Raw genomic sequence first — 17,089 nt, forward strand, 5'->3', positions numbered from 1 at the left:
GGAGCTTCCAAGCACCTTTGAATATTAAAGAATCCACTAAGCCAATGATGTCAGGATCTGAATAATGAAGAAAAAAATATCACTACTTTCTAAACCCCTACTTTCCGCTCTCTTTGCTTTATCTGCGATTTTGTTGATAAGTCAACCTGCATTGGCAAAAAAGTTTAAGGTCGTCACAACTTTTACCATCATTCAAGACATTGCACAGAATGTTGCCGGTGATGCCGCAATAGTCGAATCAATAACAAAACCTGGCGCAGAGATCCACGGTTATCAGCCTACACCAAAAGATATTATGAAAGCCTATGATGCTGATCTTATCTTATGGAATGGTATGAATCTTGAAGTTTGGTTCCAACGCTTCTTTGAAAATTTCCAAAATGTACCTGCGGTTGTAGTCACAGAAGGTATTGAACCAATGCCAATCCGTGAAGGTGAATATAAAGGCAACCCAAATCCGCATGCATGGATGTCACCTGCAAACGCAAAAATTTATATTGAAAATATTCGCAAAGCACTAGTGAAGTATGACCCAGAAAATGCAGAAATCTACAATCAGAATGCAAAAAAATATGCAGAGCAAATCGCTCAGCTTGATGCGCCATTACGCGAACGTTTAAGTCGCATTCCTGAAGACAAACGTTGGTTAGTCTCCAGTGAAGGTGCTTTTAGCTATCTCACCAAAGACTATGGCTTTAAAGAAGTGTACCTGTGGCCAATTAATGCGGAAGAACAAGGTTCACCACAGCAAGTGAAAAAAGTGATCGATACCGTACGTAAATACAGCATCCCAGTCGTATTCAGTGAAAGTACTATTTCAGATAAACCTGCGCGCCAAGTCAGTAAAGAAACGGGCGCAAAATATGGTGGCATGCTTTATGTTGATTCATTATCAACCGCTGATGGCCCAGTACCTACTTATATCGACCTGTTAAACACCACTGTAGAAACAATAGCGAAAGGATTTGGTCAATAAATGAGTCATACAAACCGCTTTGAACGCCCTAACTTAGTCGTTGATGACGCTACAGTCACCTATAACAACGGCCACACGGCAATCTATGATGCAAGCTTTAATATCACTGGCGGATCAATCTGTGCGTTGGTTGGCGTAAATGGCAGTGGTAAATCAACCCTGTTTAAAACCATTATGGGGCTAGTTACCCCATCGTCTGGTAGCGTGACATTAAACAATGAACCCATTAAAGCCGCTCTAAAAGAAAATATTATTGCCTATGTTCCGCAAACCGAGGAAGTGGATTGGAATTTCCCTGTACTGGTTTCTGACGTCGTGATGATGGGCCGTTATGGGAAAATGGGCTTCTTTCGCATCCCGAAAAGTGAAGACAAAGAAGCCGTCAAACGAGCGCTTGAGCGTGTTGACCTCGCTGGGCTTGAACATCGCCAAATCGGTGAGCTCTCCGGTGGACAGAAAAAACGCGTATTTTTAGCTCGAGCACTCGCGCAACAAGGTAAAGTATTATTACTGGATGAACCATTTACAGGGGTGGATGTTAAAACTGAGAACGCCATTATTGATTTATTACGCAGTTTGCGTGACGAAGGGCATCTTATTTTAGTTTCCACGCACAACTTAGGCAGTGTACCCGAGTTTTGTGATCAGGTTATTTTAATCAACCGTACTGTTCTTGCCAGTGGACCAACAGAAACCACATTTACACAGAAGAACTTACAAATGGCCTTTGGGGGTGTATTACGCCACATCAATCTGTCTGGCCAAGAACTGCATGATGATGATGACCCTCGTTCCATTACAGTTATCACCGATGACGAAAGAGCCGCTGTCTTTTATGGTCATGACCATGATGCCCCCGTTAGAACAAATCAGCCTAAGGATCCACAATGATCGAGTTGTTACTTCAGCCCTTTGAGTACAACTATATGGTTAAAGCCATTTGGGTAAGTGCGATTGTTGGCGCCGTTTGTGCCTTCCTTTCCGCTTATTTGATGCTCAAAGGCTGGTCACTGATGGGAGATGCCCTCTCCCACTCTGTTGTACCCGGTGTTGCTGGTGCTTACGCACTCGGACTCCCTTATGCCGCTGGCGCATTTTTTACAGGGATCCTCGCCGCGCTCGCCATGACTTTTATTAAACATATAACTCGACTGCGGGAAGATGCTGTGATTGGTTTTATCTTTTCCACATTTTTTGCTGCGGGTCTATTAATTGTCTCATTGAATCCTACCTCAGTGAATGTGCAAACCATCATCTTTGGTAATATCCTAGGTATTGCTGATGCTGATGTATTGCAAGTTGAAATCATTATCGCAATTTCATTTATTGTGCTAGTCGCTCTGTGGAAAGATTTACTCGCTGTGTTTTTTGATGAAAGCCATGCACGTTCAATCGGTTTAAATCCTCTACGTTTGAAGATTATTTTCTTCACCTTATTAAGTGCTTGTACTGTTGCGGCATTGCAAACCGTTGGCGCTATCTTAGTGATTGCGATGGTTGTGACTCCAGGGGCAACCGCTTATTTATTAACAGATCAGTTTAAGCGCTTATTAATTATTGCGGTTGCTATTGGTACCGCGACGAGTGCAATTGGTGCTTACGCCAGTTATTTCCTAAATGGTGCAACTGGTGGGCTAATCGTTACGTTACAAACAGTTATTTTCTTACTGGCATTCTTCTTTGCACCAAAACATGGTGTTTTTGCATCACGCCGTAAAGCAAAACGCGAAGTTGAAAACCTGCATAAAATAAAGCAGCAGGAGGCCGCAAATGAGTGATTTTATTGATTTACTAACCGCGCCTTTTATCTTTCCTTTTATGCAAAAAGCAATTATCACGGCGATTGTTACTGGTGCGGTATGCGCTATTTTATCCTGCTTTTTAGTATTAAAGGGTTGGTCTCTAATGGGGGATGCCATTTCCCATGCCGTACTGCCGGGTATCGTTATCGCTTCAGTTGCAGGGATCCCTCTAGCTATAGGGGCGTTTTTATCTGGGTTATTTTGTGCCTTTGCAACAGGGTATTTAAAAGAAAATAGCCGTATCAAAGAAGATACCGTGATGGGGATTGTGTTCTCAGGGATGTTTGCCCTTGGTTTAGTCATGTTCGCTAAAATCGATACCGAACAACACCTCACCCATATCTTATTTGGTGATATTTTAGGGATCACTGACGCTGAATTTACACAAAACTTGTGGTTTGCAGGCATTACTATTGCTGTTATCTTACTAAAACGTAAAGATTTTATGCTATATTGCTTCGACCCAAATCAAGCGCGAGTCATTGGTCTTCCTGTTAAACTGATCCACTATGGGCTGCTCTCATTATTGGCATTAACAATTGTTGCTTCCCTCCAAGCTGTGGGGATCATCTTAGTTATTGCAATGCTAATTTCGCCGGGTATTATTGCCTTTGTGCTCTGCCGTAGCTTTGGATGGATGCTCGTTGTCGCGGTTATCGCCTCCGTAACCTCTAGTGTGATAGGTACCATTGTCAGCTTCCATATTGATGGCGCTACAGGCCCTTGTATTGTGATCACCCAAGCTGTTTACTTTATTATTGCGCTACTCTACAACAAATTAGTATTAGCACGTAGAAAAGCAAAATTACCTAAAGAGAAGCTACAGACCGCTTAGTACTCAATAGAGACAAAAAAGCCACCATCGCGGTGGCTTTTTATGATTAATTAAGATGCAACATCAACTTTTTCTAGCACAATCGGAATATTTTTATAAGCAGGAATACCACTTTGTGGATCAAAGTTATCCAGTGCAATTAAGTTGTTGGCTTCAGGGAAATAAGTCACTACACAACGATCAGCCATATCATAAATCACCACTTTTAGGTTATCTAAACGACGATGCGTGCGTTTTTGTTCACTATCTAATGCGATAATATTCACCCTATCACCCGCAGCTAAGTTCTGCTTCTTAGCCTGTGCTTCGCTAATAAACATGACATCTCGCTGACCGAACACACCGCGATAGCGATCATTTAATCCATAAATAGTGGTGTTATATTGGTCATGACTACGTACCGTTGCTAATACTAACTCACTGTTTACTGCGGATTTTGGATCTTCAATAACGCCTTCCGTGGTCAGGAAATTAGCTTTACCTGATTGAGTAAGCCAACGACGCTCTGCAGCCGCATTGGTTAAATGAAAACCACCCGGCACACGAATGCGTGCATTATAATCATCAAAGCCAGGTAATACCGCTTCCATTGCATCACGAATTTTATCGTAATCATCGATAAATTCATCCCACTCAACCTTTGTATTTGGTAATGTTGCTTTTGCCATACCAGCAACAATTGCACATTCAGATTTTAAATAAGGGCTAGCAGGTTTTAACTTGCCATGCGATGCATGAACCATCGACATGGAATCTTCTACTGTAATGCTCTGAGGTCCTGTTTTTTGCTCATCTCGCTCAGTACGACCTAATACAGGGAATAAAAAGGTATTTTTTGCCGTTAATAGATGAGAACGATTTAATTTAGTACCAATATGTACCGCTAAATCTAATTTTTTCATTCCCTGATAGCAGGCATCCTTATCAGGCATTGCAACCGCTAAGTTACCTCCCATGCATATTAAAGCATTCGCTGTTCCCTCGGATATCGCTTGCATACTTGCCACCGCTGCGTGACCGAATTCCGCTGGTGGTTTAAAACCAAAACGCTGCTCTATCTTATCTAAAAAAGATTTGCTTGGTTTTTCAGTGATCCCCACTGTACGATCGCCTTGGACATTTGAGTGACCACGCAATGGGCAAATACCCGCGCCTTCACGCCCAATATTCCCTTTGAGCAGAAGTAGATTAACCAGTTGTTGGATATTCTGAGTGCCATGTTGGTGCTGGGTGATCCCCATTCCATAACAAATAATCGTGTTATCAGCGTCAATATATAACTGAGCAATTTGTTCTATTTGCTCTTTTGATAACCCACTAACACGTAATATATTTTCCCAGCTCGTCGTCATGACATCATGTTTAACGGCATCGAACCCAACAGTATGTGTTTGGATAAAATCATTATCTAATATAGATGGCTTGCCTTGAGCAATTGCCTCATCATCTTGCTCCAGAATACAGCGTATGACACCCTTTATTAGCGCAGTATCGCCACCAATACGCACTTTGTAATAATGCTCCGCCAGAGGTGTGGAATCAAAAGTCAGCATTTCCGCGGGATCCTGTGGATATTCAAATCGCTCAAGGCCACGTTCTTTAAGCGGATTTATGGCAATGATTTTTGCACCGCGTTTTGAAACTTCACGCAATGAACTTAACATTCTTGGGTGATTAGTTCCGGGGTTATGCCCAATACAAATAACCAAATCGGCTTTATCAAAATCTTCTAATAGGACGGTTCCTTTTCCAACGCCGATCGAGGCTGCTAGCCCGACGCTGGTTGGTTCATGGCACATATTTGAACAATCTGGAAAATTATTCGTACCATATTCTCTGGCAAATAATTGATATAGAAATGCAGCTTCATTTGATGTTCTGCCAGAGGTATAAAACTCAACAGTATTAGGATTTGAATAATTCGCTAGGCATTTACCTATTTGTCTGAATGCCTCATCCCACTCAATCGCTTCATAATGATCAGTTTCAGCATTATATTTAACCGGATGAGTTAAACGACCTTCATTTTCTAAATCGTAATCATCCCATTTTAATAATTCAGTTACAGAATGTTTAGCAAAAAATTCAGGGGTTGTTTTTTTTGATGTGGCTTCCCATGACATCGCTTTAGCACCATTTTCGCATACATCAAATGAAGCATAATGTTTCGGATCAGGCCATGCGCAGCCAGGGCAATCAAAGCCTTCTGGTTTGTTCATTTCAAACATAGCAATAACATCGTGACTCACATTCATTTGACCACGAATAGCTTCTGCGACGGCTTTCACGGCTCCCCAGCCTGCTGCTGGACCTGTATAATTTTCAATTTTTTGTTTCATTTTCATTACTCTTTCAAATTTAAATATGGCAAAGAATAAATATCAAATAATTACATTCTAATTATGATTTAAAATAATTTAATTATATTCAATTGAAAATATAGCAAATAATATTAATTACAATAAGTAATTATTTGATTAAATGCGACTTCAATATTAAATTCAAATGATAGTCGTATTTAAATATTTAATTATGATTACTTATCAATAGAATTTAAAAGTAATGTCTTCATGATTACTTCCAGACTAGCTTTCAACTAAGTGACTGATTTCGTGATAGGCTCTTCTTTTTAAATAATTATTACTGTTAATTCCCAAACTGTCACTATAGAATCGAGTTATATACTAAATAATTCGAGTTGCAGGTAGGCAAGAAGCGAAGATAGATGGAGGAGTATAGAAAACAACTAGCTGAGCGTAGTTCCCCCTGTAGCTTGAAGTATGACGAGTATAGTGAAGACCAAAGCAAAGCGAGGTGAGTCATGTGGCAAGCAATGTATCGTTTATTAAGCGAACACTTAGGTGAAGCAGAATTTCATAACAAAGAAATTCTCTCTGGCGGTGATATTCATCACACGATGAAAATCGATTATGGTCAACATACCATCTTTGTAAAACAAAACCTGCGTGAGTTTTTACCTTTGTTTAAGCAAGAAGCCGAACAACTTGAAATGCTTGCTAAAAGTAACACGATCACTGTCCCAAAAGTTTATGGTGTGGGTAGTAATAAACATCATAGTTTCCTGCTTCTCGAATACTTTCCCCTCAAAAACTTCGATTCAACTAATGCATGGCGTTTTGGTCAACAACTCGCTCACCTCCATCAATGGGAGGAACAACCGAGTTATGGGTTCGATTTTGATACCATGCTAGGCACTATCGTACAGCCAAATAGCTGGGAAAAACGCTGGAGCTCTTTTTTTGCAGAGAAGCGTATTGGCTTACAATTACAATTGGCAGCAGAAAAAGGCATGGTATTTGGTGATATCCAACGGATCGTTGATGTTGTTAAAGAAAAGCTATCCGGTCATCAACCGCAACCATCACTATTGCATGGTGATTTATGGCCCGCTAACTGTGCTATGACTGCTGAGAATAATGGGCTGTTATATGATCCAGCATGCTACTGGGGAGACAGAGAGTGTGATATCGCCATGCTCCCGCTATACCCCGAGCTTCCTATCCAAATTATTGATGGTTACCAAAGCGTATGGCCGCTACCTGCCGGATTTATTAAAAGACAGCCTATTTACCAACTCTATTACTTACTTTGCCAATCAAATATCTTTGGCCTTGAAAAGAGTTACGTGCATGCACGCTCTATTATTGATGAATTACTTGATGGGAAATAATTGATACGTTGGCCCAACACAATTGCTGGGCCAATAAACTGATGATTTACCAATTCAATAATTTCAAAGCAAAGTAAATCGCAATCCCGAATACAATTGGCCAAAAATAAAGAATAAAGAACTGGGTGAAAATAGTATGACGAGGAATAGTCACTTTTGCCTCAAGCTCTTCTTTTGAAATATCATTACCTTTGGCTTTTTCTAAAATAACGTGATCTTCAAGGCTTTCACGAATAAATTTAATTTGTCGGTACATACGTAGGCCTGAGGCACTCAACGCTAAGCCAACAAAAATAAAAATAAAGATCACCATAAAACCAATATTTGCACCTGAAAACCCTTCATTGACATGAGGTACAGGAGAATTATTCCAAAACATATTCAAAAATGGTGTACTTTGCCGTGTCATTTCTGCCATTAGTTTAATAAAATCATTGGCTACTGCATTAATCCCCTCACCTTCTAATCCTTTCATACCCGCCAATTTTACCAATGAAGCTAAAGTTGAAATTAATGCTACAAGAAAAACAATCCAACCGAGTATACGCTTGCCGATTGCGACATAACTTGCAGTCTGGTAATTCATTATTAACCCTCAAAAATTTTTTTTATAACTAATCATAACTGAATTTTTGAGAAGCCACCAAATTTACATTGGCTAATATTCCTCAGATAATGATTTTCAGATTATTTAACTCATTAATTCCTAAGCTATTAACAAAGAAAAATGTTCAAATATATATAATCAGTTGCTGACTTGCTACAATGCGGTGTCTCACTAAAAGGCTAGCAGTTTCAAGTTGGCTTAAAAAACGCTATGAATGGAGTTTTGATATGTACCATAACTTATCCATCCAATCCGTTATTTTTGATATGGATGGCTTACTGATTGATTCGGAGCCTTTTTGGGCACAAGCTGAACACGAAGTTTTTAGTCAACTAGGTTTAGACCTTTCCGTTGCCGACAAACTGCCTGATACATTAGGCTTGCGTATCGACCATGTGGTTGAACTTTGGTACCACGCTTCACCATGGCAAGGCCATACTCTTCAACAAGTCGAGCAGATGATCATTGACCGTGTTATTGGGCTTGTTGAAGAGCAGCGTCCCCTTCTTTCAGGCGTGCACCATGCACTTGATCTCTGCCGCTCAATGGATTTGCGTATCGCATTAGCCTCTGCATCGCCACAATACATGCTAGAAAAAGTCCTAAACTTATTTGAAATTCGAGATTATTTTTCTGCGGTTGTTTCTGCGGCCGAGCTGCCTCACAGCAAACCGCACCCTGAAGTTTATCTTAATGCGGCTGCTTTATTGGAAACCAAACCAATTCATTGTGTATCGTTAGAAGATTCATTTAATGGAATGATAGCAGCTAAAGCCGCTCGAATGCGTTCGATTGTTGTTCCTGATAAACAACACTTTAACGACCCTCGCTGGGGGCTTGCTGATGTGAAGCTATCTTCACTTGAGCAATTGACTGAAAAATACCTACGCTAATCGCCCTATTCGCTGCTTTCTTACTCATCCCTATCACATATCGATAGGGATAGAGCACAAAAGTATAAAACTCTAACGTTATCGACTAATAACTAAGAGTTTTTTTCATTTTTAGCCCTATCATATTCTTTTTAAACACTTTATACTGCCCGTATAACTGTATAGATAAACAGATGGTAATTTATCCACCATGACCGCTGAAGGGCACCTGCTATTTTCTGTCGCCTCATTAGTAATGGCACATAAGTTAGAATTAACGCCTGAGCTTGCTCAAGGTGATTGGCTGCATATGGTGCCTGGCGCGTTACTCGGCGCACTATTACCAGATATCGATCACCCTTCTTCTATACCGGGTCGGTTGCTGCGTATTTTGTCATTACCTATTTCCAAATTGTGTGGGCATCGTGGATTTACTCATAGTCTAATTGCTTGGCTGTTGCTTTCTATAACATGTTATCAATGGCTTGCGGTACAATGGCCAATTCCCAGTGATTTACTTCAAGCCTTCTTACTTGGCTATATCAGCCATTTAATCGCCGATATGCTAACCCCTTCGGGGGTACCTTTCTTATGGCCGCTGCCTATACGTTTCTGTTTTCCTATCTTGCGCAGTAAATCAAATAAACGTGCAGAACGCTTTATTGCTATCGCATTGACAGTTTGTGCTTTTTCGCTACCCGCTAGTTATAGTTTTGATTTATATGGCCAATTTGAAGGCATTATAAAATATATTCACAATCAAATAGATATGCATAACTCTGCATAAGTGTCAGTTTTGTAATATACTGTAAGCATCAATCATCATAAGTTATTACTTTTCGGTATAAGAATTGTCATTTATCTACTGATAACATATAACCAGTTGTTAGGATGAGCTAATCCCTTATAACCTTTAAGGTTGCAACGCTAATAACATAATTCAAAAACTGCGATTGGAGTTCGGAATGAATATTCCTTTAATAATTAATGTGCTTGTCTTTATAGCACTACTGATACTATTAGCAAAACTCGGGGCAAAGGGCTGGAGCCTGTCGAAAAAAGTATTGGTTGGTTTAGTTTTCGGTGTTGCCTACGGTGTCGTGCTACACCTAGTTTATGGCAATGGTCATCAAACAGTTAAAGACTCCATTCTTTGGTTTAATATTGTTGGTAATGGTTACGTACAGCTATTACAAATGGTGATCATGCCATTGGTTTTTGCTTCTATATTGAGTGCTGTCGCACGCCTACACAAAGCCTCTTCTTTAGGCAGGATCAGTTTCTTAACCATCGCTACGCTACTATTAACCACAGCTATTGCGGCACTGATTGGTATCTTAATGGCTAACCTATTTGGCTTAACCGCTGAAGGTTTGGTACAAGGCCAACAAGAAACCGCTCGTTTAGATGCTATTCAAAGTAATTATGTTGGAAAAGTTTCAGACCTAACTGTTCCACAGCTGATTTTATCATTTATTCCTAAAAATCCATTTGCTGATTTGACTGGTGCAAGTCCAACTTCAATTATCAGCGTGGTTATTTTTGCTGCTTTCTTAGGTATTGCAGCCTTACAACTATTCAAAGATGATAAAGAACGTGGCGAAAAAGCATTAGCTGCGATTGATGTATTACAAGCGTGGGCAATGAAATTAGTACGTTTGGTGATGCGTTTAACACCTTATGGGGTGATGGCGTTAATGATCAAAGTCGTCGCAAGCTCTAACCTGTCAGACATCATTAATTTAGGTACTTTTGTTATCGCTTCATATGTCGCTATTGCATTAATGTTTATTATCCATGGCATCTTTATCGCGGTAACCGGTTTAAGCCCAATTAAGTTTTTCAAAAAAGCGGGTCCAGTGTTAACTTTTGCATTTACTAGCCGCTCAAGTGCAGCAAGTATCCCACTGAACATTGAGACACAAACGCGTCGCTTTGGTATACCTGAATCTATTGCAAGTTTTTCAGCTTCATTTGGTGCAACAATCGGTCAAAATGGTTGTGCCGGTATCTATCCTGCGATGCTCGCTGTGATGGTCGCACCGACTGTTGGGATCAATCCTTTTGATCCGCTCTGGATTGCTACCTTAGTTGGTATTGTAACTGTAAGTTCTGCTGGCGTTGCTGGTGTGGGTGGCGGTGCGACTTTTGCTGCACTGATTGTTCTACCAGCTATGGGGCTGCCTGTAACACTCGTTGCCTTACTAATCTCAGTTGAGCCATTAATTGATATGGGTCGTACAGCATTGAACGTGAGTGGTTCTATGACTGCTGGTACGGTTACCAGCCAACTCATGGGTGAAACGGATAAAGCTATCTTTAACCAAGAGGATGATGGTGATTTGAAACACGTCTAACCCTCAGTGTTATTCAACTTTTAAAGCCTGCTGTTTAAAGCAGGCTTTTTTGTTGTCAAAATAATTTAATTAAATTTATTTATCGTACGGATAATTATAAATAACAGGATTAACGTCTAAAAAACCTTGCCAATAGTTAATAGTACGTAAGATAATATCGCCTGAGTAACGATTCTGGGCCTCCTGCCTATGTTACGTCAGCCCGTCTTCTGCGGGTCTCTATTATCAAAATTGTTAGTGGTTTTATATATGACAAATATTCATATACTAAAAACTGATCCTGTCAATAACCCTTGTATAAGCTGCGGTGCATGCTGCGCTTATTTCCGAGTCTCTTTTTATTGGGCCGAAAGTGAAAGTGGGGGCGGTGTTGTTCCTCAAGAACTCACCGAACAAATAACCCCGTTTATGAGCGCAATGAAAGGGACTAACCAGAAACACAATACCCGATGTACTGCCTTGTCAGGCAACATAGGCGAATGCGTTTCCTGTTCTATCTATACACAAAGGCCAACACCATGCCGTGAATTTGAACAATCATGGCTTGATGGCATACATAACGAAGCCTGTGACCGCGCTCGTGCTGCTCACGGCCTTCCCCCTCTAGAGCCTCAACGCCCACAAATCGCTTGTTAAGCCGTCTATGACCCAGATATATCTGGGTTATCTTCTTATTATTTCTGACACCATAGATCTTTATAAAAGCATTCATTGATAGGTAAGAGAGTCGGAACAATTTTAAATTTATTGAGCCATTTTTTGATGATATTTGTGTGAGTGTTTGCTCCTTTTCGGTTCAAACATTATGTGAACTAAAATAAAAAAGCCCCATTAGTTATTGTGTTTAACCAACAAGGCATCGCCCAAAACCAAACTCCTTGGATTTCTCCTCTTAGCCAGAAGAGACCAAGGAGAAATGACCCAAAATACATTAATCGCACCTGTTGTCATTTGTATGACAACATTGAGCTTTTCATTACTTTTATCGAGATAGGCTCTGTACTATATGGTGACTGCCCCACTCAGTATAGAGTGCCCCTATAAACTCTATGAGCGCAGTCACTTATACTTAAACAAAAGCCCTGTAACTTGAAAGATGACGAATATATTAGCTTAAGCAGTGGTAGCACAGCGGTTAAACTTATGCTTTATTACCAAGCAGACCAAGCCTCGCGGAGGACGTCCTCCCGCAATTTCTCTCAGTAATCTGTTGGTAAAATCACGACGCGCGATGCCAAATAATTATGCTAACTCCTTCATTGCTTGCATTGCGAGTTCGAAGGAGTACAAACGCGCCTGATGATCAAAAATTTGGCCATTAACCATAATTTCATCAGCTTGGGTTTGGCGTAACACAGAAGCTAGTCCATGACGAATTTTTGCTTTATCACCCACTAGAGACATACCTAGTGCTTGATGTACGCCATACTCTTCTGCTGGAGACCAAATTTTCGCCATATCTTGTACAGGAGGTGGCAATTGTGATGGATTACCTCTGCGTAACATCACAAAGGCTTGCTGCATTGAGGTAAATAAAAATTCAGCATCACGGATAGTATCTGCGGCAATAATATTAATACATACCATTGCATAAGGTTTTTCTAGCCTTTGTGATGGCTTAAAATTTTCACGGTACACATGAAGTGCCTGTAATAATAAATCAGGTGCAAAATGTGAAGCGAATGCAAATGGTAAGCCCATTTGAGCCGCAAGTTGTGCACTATATAAACTGGAGCCCAATAACCAAACTGGGATTTTTTCACCATAGCCGGGAACGGGTCGAACAGCCGGTTTAGGATCTATGGCATCAAACCAATTTACCAGCTCAGCAACATCACGGGGGAAATTGTCAATATCATTGCTCATATGACGACGTAATGCGCGCATCGTTTGTTGATCACTGCCCGGAGCTCGACCAATACCTAAATCTATCCGATTAGGGTACAAGGTATTTAATGTGCCAAATTGTTCAGCAATAACCAGAGGAGAATGGTTTGGTAGCATCACCCCACCAGAGCCTAAATGCAACGTTTTCGTATTAGCGGCTAAATAACCAATTAAAACCGAAGTTGCCGCACTCGCAATACCTGTCATATTATGATGTTCAGCAAGCCAGTAGCGATGAAAACCTTGTTTCTCAGCTAAATGAGCTAAATCTAATGAATGAGAAAAAGCTTCTTTAGCGCAAGAACCTTCAATGATTGGCGCGAGATCTAACACAGAAAGAGGGATTTGCTTATCAGACATAATGACTCACTTTGTCGTGCTCCAGTATTCAATAAGTACCATCCTAATCGATTCTCTGCTCACCTTCCAGACACTACCAGTTAGACCGCACAACCGATGTTGTTTCTGTATTTAATGTGCTAAAAAAGCTAATTAAGTAGGAAATATGGAAAAAGTGCAGCAATTGTGAAGCTTTAGTCAAAGCAGGTAAAAGCGATTGCGGCTAGAAACTAATTGATTGATTATCTAAATCATTGCAAATAAGAGGATATATCAATGAATAAATTAAATACGGGTTTACTTGCTATCATGTTAATGTCAGTTGGCTTTGCAGCTAGCGCGGCCAATGGTTCGGATAACAAATCACCACGCCATCATATGAGAGCTCCTCATAATGTCATTTATAGCGTCACTCAACAAACCACCAATCCTAATGAAACGCTACAAAAACTGGCTAACGATGCCCCCAAAGCAGCAGATGGAAAACGTTACATGGTAAAAATGACTATTGTAGAAGTTCCTGATTTTAACCAAATAAAGCGTGGTTCTACTCAGCAATCCACCAATGCTGTTACTCCGCCAGCACCAGCGGTAGCGCAATAGTTTTAGATCTTCGCTTTAGGTATTACCTTTTATAGATATTACCTTTTAGACTAATACATAGAACCAAATAGCATTGATTGTCATTATTCGCTATTTTGAACTAATAACAATCAGATCTACACTCTCAACATTTTGAGATGCAGTTGCGCGATAAGTAGAAATTATGTGACTACCTTATGTAATTCACTCTATTTTAACAAAAAGCACTGTAACTTGAAGTGTGACGAGTACATTAATCCTACGATTGCCTCTATCTCCATAGAGGCTTTTTTTTGTCTGAAATTGAAACCAAAAACTAGTAATTTTGCATATTTGTTTCTAGTCTTAAGAAATAGCAGAGGTAATAACCACTGCTTGCTTTTCGACTTTAAACAACTATTGGAGTTTATCATGGGTTATTTCGAACTGAAAAAATCAACAAAGGACACGTCTCAACCTTATTACTTTGTTCTTAAAGCAGCGAACCATGAAATTATCGCAAGTAGTGAAATGTATTCGTCTAAACAAGCTGCGATGAAAGGTATAGCATCCGTGCAAAAAAATGCTACAACGGATGAGATTAAAGATCTTACATCATAATACTGCGTAGTTAGCGGCTTAATCACATATAAAAAGTTGTAACCTCTGGCGCCTTTGTTTAATTAAGCAAAGGCGTTTTAGTATAACTAAAAAATGAACCGCAATAATGCTGTAACCACTGACGCTGACAATACAATAATAATAAAGGGTTTTTGGTACCAAGTTAGAATACCAGCCACCAATACGCCTATTATTTTAGCGGGGTCGGAAAAATATTCCCCATCAAATACTGTAGATGTCATAGCAACTGAAAATAAAATAACAATCGCCGCAGCTGAAAACAGGGCTTTCTTGCTATCTGAAAGTACTACTTTACCTTTAAAATAGGCGCCTGAAGCACGCATTAAATAAGTGCCCACCGCAAGTATGATAATACCTGCCAATATAAGCCATGGATTATCCATCATATTCAGCTCCTAATATAAATAACCAAACTGATAAGAGCCATTAATACTGGTATCCCCGCAGGTAAAAATGGAGTTGATGCAACTGCAATTACGGCACCAATAATCGCCGTTAAGCGTAAACTTTTATCTTTTAATGCAGGTAATGAAAGCGCTAAAATAATTGCAGGAAACATTGCATCCATACCCAAAGCCTTTGTATCTTGAATAAAACTGCCTACTCCTTCGCCAATCAATACCCCTATAGGCCAACACATAAGAATACCCAGACCGCATAACCAAAAAGCAGCTCTTTTTTCTTTGTCTGTTTCCTGAGCTAACCCAAATACCACACTTTCATCATTCATAATGTGGTAACCCAGTAGGGCTTTTGGGCCTTTGCCGGCTAATTCGCTCACGGCAAAGCTAAATGGAATATGTCGAGAATTGACTAATAAACCAGCTAATGCTGCTGAAATTGGGCTACCACCAGAGAACACCACACCAATAAATAAAAATTCAGACGCCCCAGCCAATACTAGTATAGAAAGTGTTAAAGGAACCCAAAAATCAAATCCTTGAGAGTGAGCTAAAGCTCCATAAGAAATGCCGACAATTAAATCAGCAAGACAAACCAGTACAATATTTTTTACCGTGCTATGATTTAGCGTTGAAAGTAGCATATCAAAACCGTTCGATATATAATACATTTGTTCATTATGTAGAACGAGAATAAAAAGCGCAATCAAAATAGGAAATAAAATTGAGCACATTGACCCCACCTATCGAGTTAATTGCCAAAGCATTAGCCAAAGAGCGCCAAAAAAGCGGACTATCGCTTTCAGAACTGTCTCGCCAAGCGGGTATTGCCAAGTCAACCCTATCACAACTGGAATCAGGTACTGGCAACCCAAGTATTGAAACGCTATGGGCTATTTGTGTCGCTCTTAATGTCCCTTTTTCTCGTTTGATTGAAGAGCAGCAGGAACCTGTAACCGTAATTCGTCATGGTGAAGGCACTAAAATCAGTGCTGAACATGCAAACTATTTAGCCTTTTTACTTTCATCTGCACCGTCAAATTCACAACGTGATATCTATACTGTTCTTGCACAGCCCGGACGAGATCGGATCTCTGATCCTCATATGAATGGTGTGAGTGAGCATATTATCTTAATGAGTGGTCGTGCTATGGTAGGGCCTTTAGATAATCCAACTGAGCTGTCCCCCGGTGACTATATTCATTATCCGGGAGATATACCCCATATTATGAGAGCCCTTGAGCCAAACACAATGGCAGTGATGATTATTGATAGACAGAATTAAAACGAAGCCAAGCATAAATATATTTATGATTGGCTTCGAAGTGTAACTAAACATAATTTAGGTCAGTATTTTCAATTATTCCCAAAAATAGTACCTTTTTTCTTGCCATCCCTTACGTTTCATACACTTGCTATATTCTTGGTAGCGGCTATCTTTATTCACATCCAATACGTAGCTTTCTGTCGCCGGAACTTTTTCTTCGTAAGTTTCCGCTTTGCCACATTCATCACTTTTCTTACATCTTTTTGTAATCGTTTCATACACAGTGCGTTGTGCGACTTCGTTACGTACTGGAAATCGCTTAAAAGCATCAAATTCACACTGTGAATCAGCCTCTTGGTAAGTCCATTCAGGTGATCCTATAGGCTCCCATTTTGTCGATGAACAAGCAAAAAGTAATAAACTCATCACGATGACAATCAATTTCAAGATCTTATTCCTATGTATAATATAAAAAATAAACCACTTCCAGTATCAATAATAACCTTCATATCCCTGTGTTATAATCTGTTGATCACCACGATTAGGAGGTATGCATGCAGCATTATGAAGATATCGTAAAACAAGTTGATTCCCTACTCACTGAGAACTCAATTGTAAATATGAATATATTATTAGCTCAGCTTTCTCATGACGAATTATTAACCCAAGAACAACGTTTTGAGTTACAGCAACGATTGAGAAATGCTATTTTTAAACACCATGAGCTTTAGTATAAGGGCAAACATATTACTCTTTATGTGATTAATATTGTTTGAGATGAATTATATTGGCGTGATTGATTGTGTCAATAAATAGACTTGATTAAGTGAAACATATAATCACTTGTTTATA

19 protein-coding genes are annotated in these 17,089 nt (G+C 39.8%); 13 read left to right on the forward strand and 6 right to left on the reverse strand.

From position 1 onward, the window contains the following. Positions 1 to 64: 64 nt before the first annotated feature. Genes JI723_RS11975 through JI723_RS11990 form a run of 4 tightly spaced genes read left to right on the forward strand, consistent with a single transcriptional unit; the run spans position 65 to position 3,613 of the window. Positions 65 to 976 carry a metal ABC transporter substrate-binding protein gene (locus JI723_RS11975; protein ID WP_140179088.1) on the forward strand — a complete coding sequence of 304 codons (912 nt, stop codon included), beginning with the start codon at positions 65 to 67 and terminating at the stop codon, positions 974 to 976. Continuing rightward, the gene (locus tag JI723_RS11980) at positions 977 to 1,867 is read left to right on the forward strand and encodes a manganese/iron ABC transporter ATP-binding protein (RefSeq protein ID WP_070925464.1); all 891 of its coding nucleotides are present in this window, start codon (positions 977 to 979) and stop codon (positions 1,865 to 1,867) included. After that, positions 1,864 to 2,754: a metal ABC transporter permease gene (locus JI723_RS11985; protein ID WP_070925465.1), complete on the forward strand. Its 891-nt coding sequence runs from the start codon at positions 1,864 to 1,866 to the stop codon at positions 2,752 to 2,754. The genes JI723_RS11980 and JI723_RS11985 overlap by 4 nt, the downstream gene beginning before the upstream one ends. Continuing rightward, entirely contained in the window at positions 2,747 to 3,613 is an 867-nt protein-coding gene (locus JI723_RS11990) for a metal ABC transporter permease (protein WP_070925466.1), read from the forward strand. Before JI723_RS11985 ends, JI723_RS11990 begins: the two co-directional genes overlap by 8 nt. Positions 3,614 to 3,663: 50 nt before the next feature. On the opposite strand, the gene JI723_RS11995 is transcribed toward JI723_RS11990, so the two are convergent. Continuing rightward, on the reverse strand, positions 3,664 to 5,952 hold the full coding sequence (locus JI723_RS11995; RefSeq protein ID WP_140179084.1) for an FdhF/YdeP family oxidoreductase: 2,289 nt from the start codon (positions 5,950 to 5,952) through the stop codon (positions 3,664 to 3,666). Positions 5,953 to 6,434: 482 nt separating this feature from the next. On the opposite strand from JI723_RS11995, the gene JI723_RS12000 reads away from it, so the two are divergent. Beyond that, positions 6,435 to 7,304 (forward strand): fructosamine kinase family protein, encoded by an 870-nt coding sequence (locus tag JI723_RS12000; protein WP_140179082.1) that lies wholly within the window; start codon positions 6,435 to 6,437, stop codon positions 7,302 to 7,304. Positions 7,305 to 7,350: 46 nt separating this feature from the next. On the opposite strand, the gene JI723_RS12005 is transcribed toward JI723_RS12000, so the two are convergent. After that, entirely contained in the window at positions 7,351 to 7,890 is a 540-nt protein-coding gene (locus JI723_RS12005) for a YniB family protein (RefSeq protein ID WP_070925469.1), read from the reverse strand. 248 nt (positions 7,891 to 8,138) lie between these two features. Between JI723_RS12005 and hxpB the strand changes: the two genes are divergently transcribed. The 4 genes from hxpB (at position 8,139) to JI723_RS12025 (ending at position 11,776) form a co-directional block, all read left to right on the forward strand. Further along, the gene (gene hxpB, locus JI723_RS12010; RefSeq protein WP_070925470.1) at positions 8,139 to 8,804 is read left to right on the forward strand and encodes a hexitol phosphatase HxpB; all 666 of its coding nucleotides are present in this window, start codon (positions 8,139 to 8,141) and stop codon (positions 8,802 to 8,804) included. 190 nt (positions 8,805 to 8,994) lie between these two features. Beyond that, a complete protein-coding gene (locus JI723_RS12015) occupies positions 8,995 to 9,570 on the forward strand; it encodes a metal-dependent hydrolase (RefSeq protein ID WP_070925471.1) in 576 nt (191 codons plus the stop codon). Positions 9,571 to 9,748: 178 nt separating this feature from the next. Continuing rightward, on the forward strand, positions 9,749 to 11,140 hold the full coding sequence (locus tag JI723_RS12020) for an L-cystine transporter (RefSeq protein ID WP_070925472.1): 1,392 nt from the start codon (positions 9,749 to 9,751) through the stop codon (positions 11,138 to 11,140). 249 nt (positions 11,141 to 11,389) lie between these two features. After that, positions 11,390 to 11,776 carry a YkgJ family cysteine cluster protein gene (locus tag JI723_RS12025; protein WP_070925473.1) on the forward strand — a complete coding sequence of 129 codons (387 nt, stop codon included), beginning with the start codon at positions 11,390 to 11,392 and terminating at the stop codon, positions 11,774 to 11,776. A gap of 606 nt (positions 11,777 to 12,382) precedes the next feature. On the opposite strand, the gene JI723_RS12030 is transcribed toward JI723_RS12025, so the two are convergent. Next, entirely contained in the window at positions 12,383 to 13,387 is a 1,005-nt protein-coding gene (locus JI723_RS12030; RefSeq protein ID WP_070925474.1) for a luciferase-like monooxygenase, read from the reverse strand. 255 nt (positions 13,388 to 13,642) lie between these two features. Between JI723_RS12030 and JI723_RS12035 the strand changes: the two genes are divergently transcribed. Both JI723_RS12035 and JI723_RS12040 read left to right on the forward strand, forming a co-directional pair. Continuing rightward, a complete protein-coding gene (locus tag JI723_RS12035; protein WP_070925475.1) occupies positions 13,643 to 13,969 on the forward strand; it encodes a hypothetical protein in 327 nt (108 codons plus the stop codon). Positions 13,970 to 14,359: 390 nt separating this feature from the next. Continuing rightward, entirely contained in the window at positions 14,360 to 14,548 is a 189-nt protein-coding gene (locus JI723_RS12040; RefSeq protein WP_070925476.1) for a YegP family protein, read from the forward strand. An 86-nt stretch (positions 14,549 to 14,634) separates the two neighbouring features. Here the strand turns inward: JI723_RS12040 and JI723_RS12045 are convergent, their stop codons facing one another. Both JI723_RS12045 and JI723_RS12050 read right to left on the reverse strand, forming a co-directional pair. After that, positions 14,635 to 14,955 carry an AzlD domain-containing protein gene (locus tag JI723_RS12045; RefSeq protein ID WP_175442455.1) on the reverse strand — a complete coding sequence of 107 codons (321 nt, stop codon included), beginning with the start codon at positions 14,953 to 14,955 and terminating at the stop codon, positions 14,635 to 14,637. 2 nt (positions 14,956 to 14,957) lie between these two features. Further along, complete coding sequence (locus JI723_RS12050; protein WP_140181427.1) at positions 14,958 to 15,614, reverse strand: AzlC family ABC transporter permease; 657 nt, start codon at positions 15,612 to 15,614, stop codon at positions 14,958 to 14,960. An 80-nt stretch (positions 15,615 to 15,694) separates the two neighbouring features. Here JI723_RS12050 and JI723_RS12055 point away from each other — a divergent pair, with 80 nt between their 5' ends. Further along, positions 15,695 to 16,255, forward strand: a complete 561-nt coding sequence (locus JI723_RS12055; protein ID WP_070925477.1) for a helix-turn-helix domain-containing protein — start codon at positions 15,695 to 15,697, stop codon at positions 16,253 to 16,255. A gap of 75 nt (positions 16,256 to 16,330) precedes the next feature. Here JI723_RS12055 and JI723_RS12060 read toward each other — a convergent pair whose 3' ends face one another. Further along, positions 16,331 to 16,684: a hypothetical protein gene (locus tag JI723_RS12060; protein ID WP_233445700.1), complete on the reverse strand. Its 354-nt coding sequence runs from the start codon at positions 16,682 to 16,684 to the stop codon at positions 16,331 to 16,333. A 107-nt stretch (positions 16,685 to 16,791) separates the two neighbouring features. Between JI723_RS12060 and JI723_RS12065 the strand changes: the two genes are divergently transcribed. Next, positions 16,792 to 16,968 carry a DUF2526 family protein gene (locus tag JI723_RS12065; RefSeq protein ID WP_140181341.1) on the forward strand — a complete coding sequence of 59 codons (177 nt, stop codon included), beginning with the start codon at positions 16,792 to 16,794 and terminating at the stop codon, positions 16,966 to 16,968. Positions 16,969 to 17,089 lie beyond the last annotated feature (121 nt).

This window comes from Providencia manganoxydans, assembly GCF_016618195.1.
In the GTDB taxonomy this organism is placed as follows: Bacteria; Pseudomonadota; Gammaproteobacteria; order Enterobacterales; family Enterobacteriaceae; genus Providencia; species Providencia manganoxydans.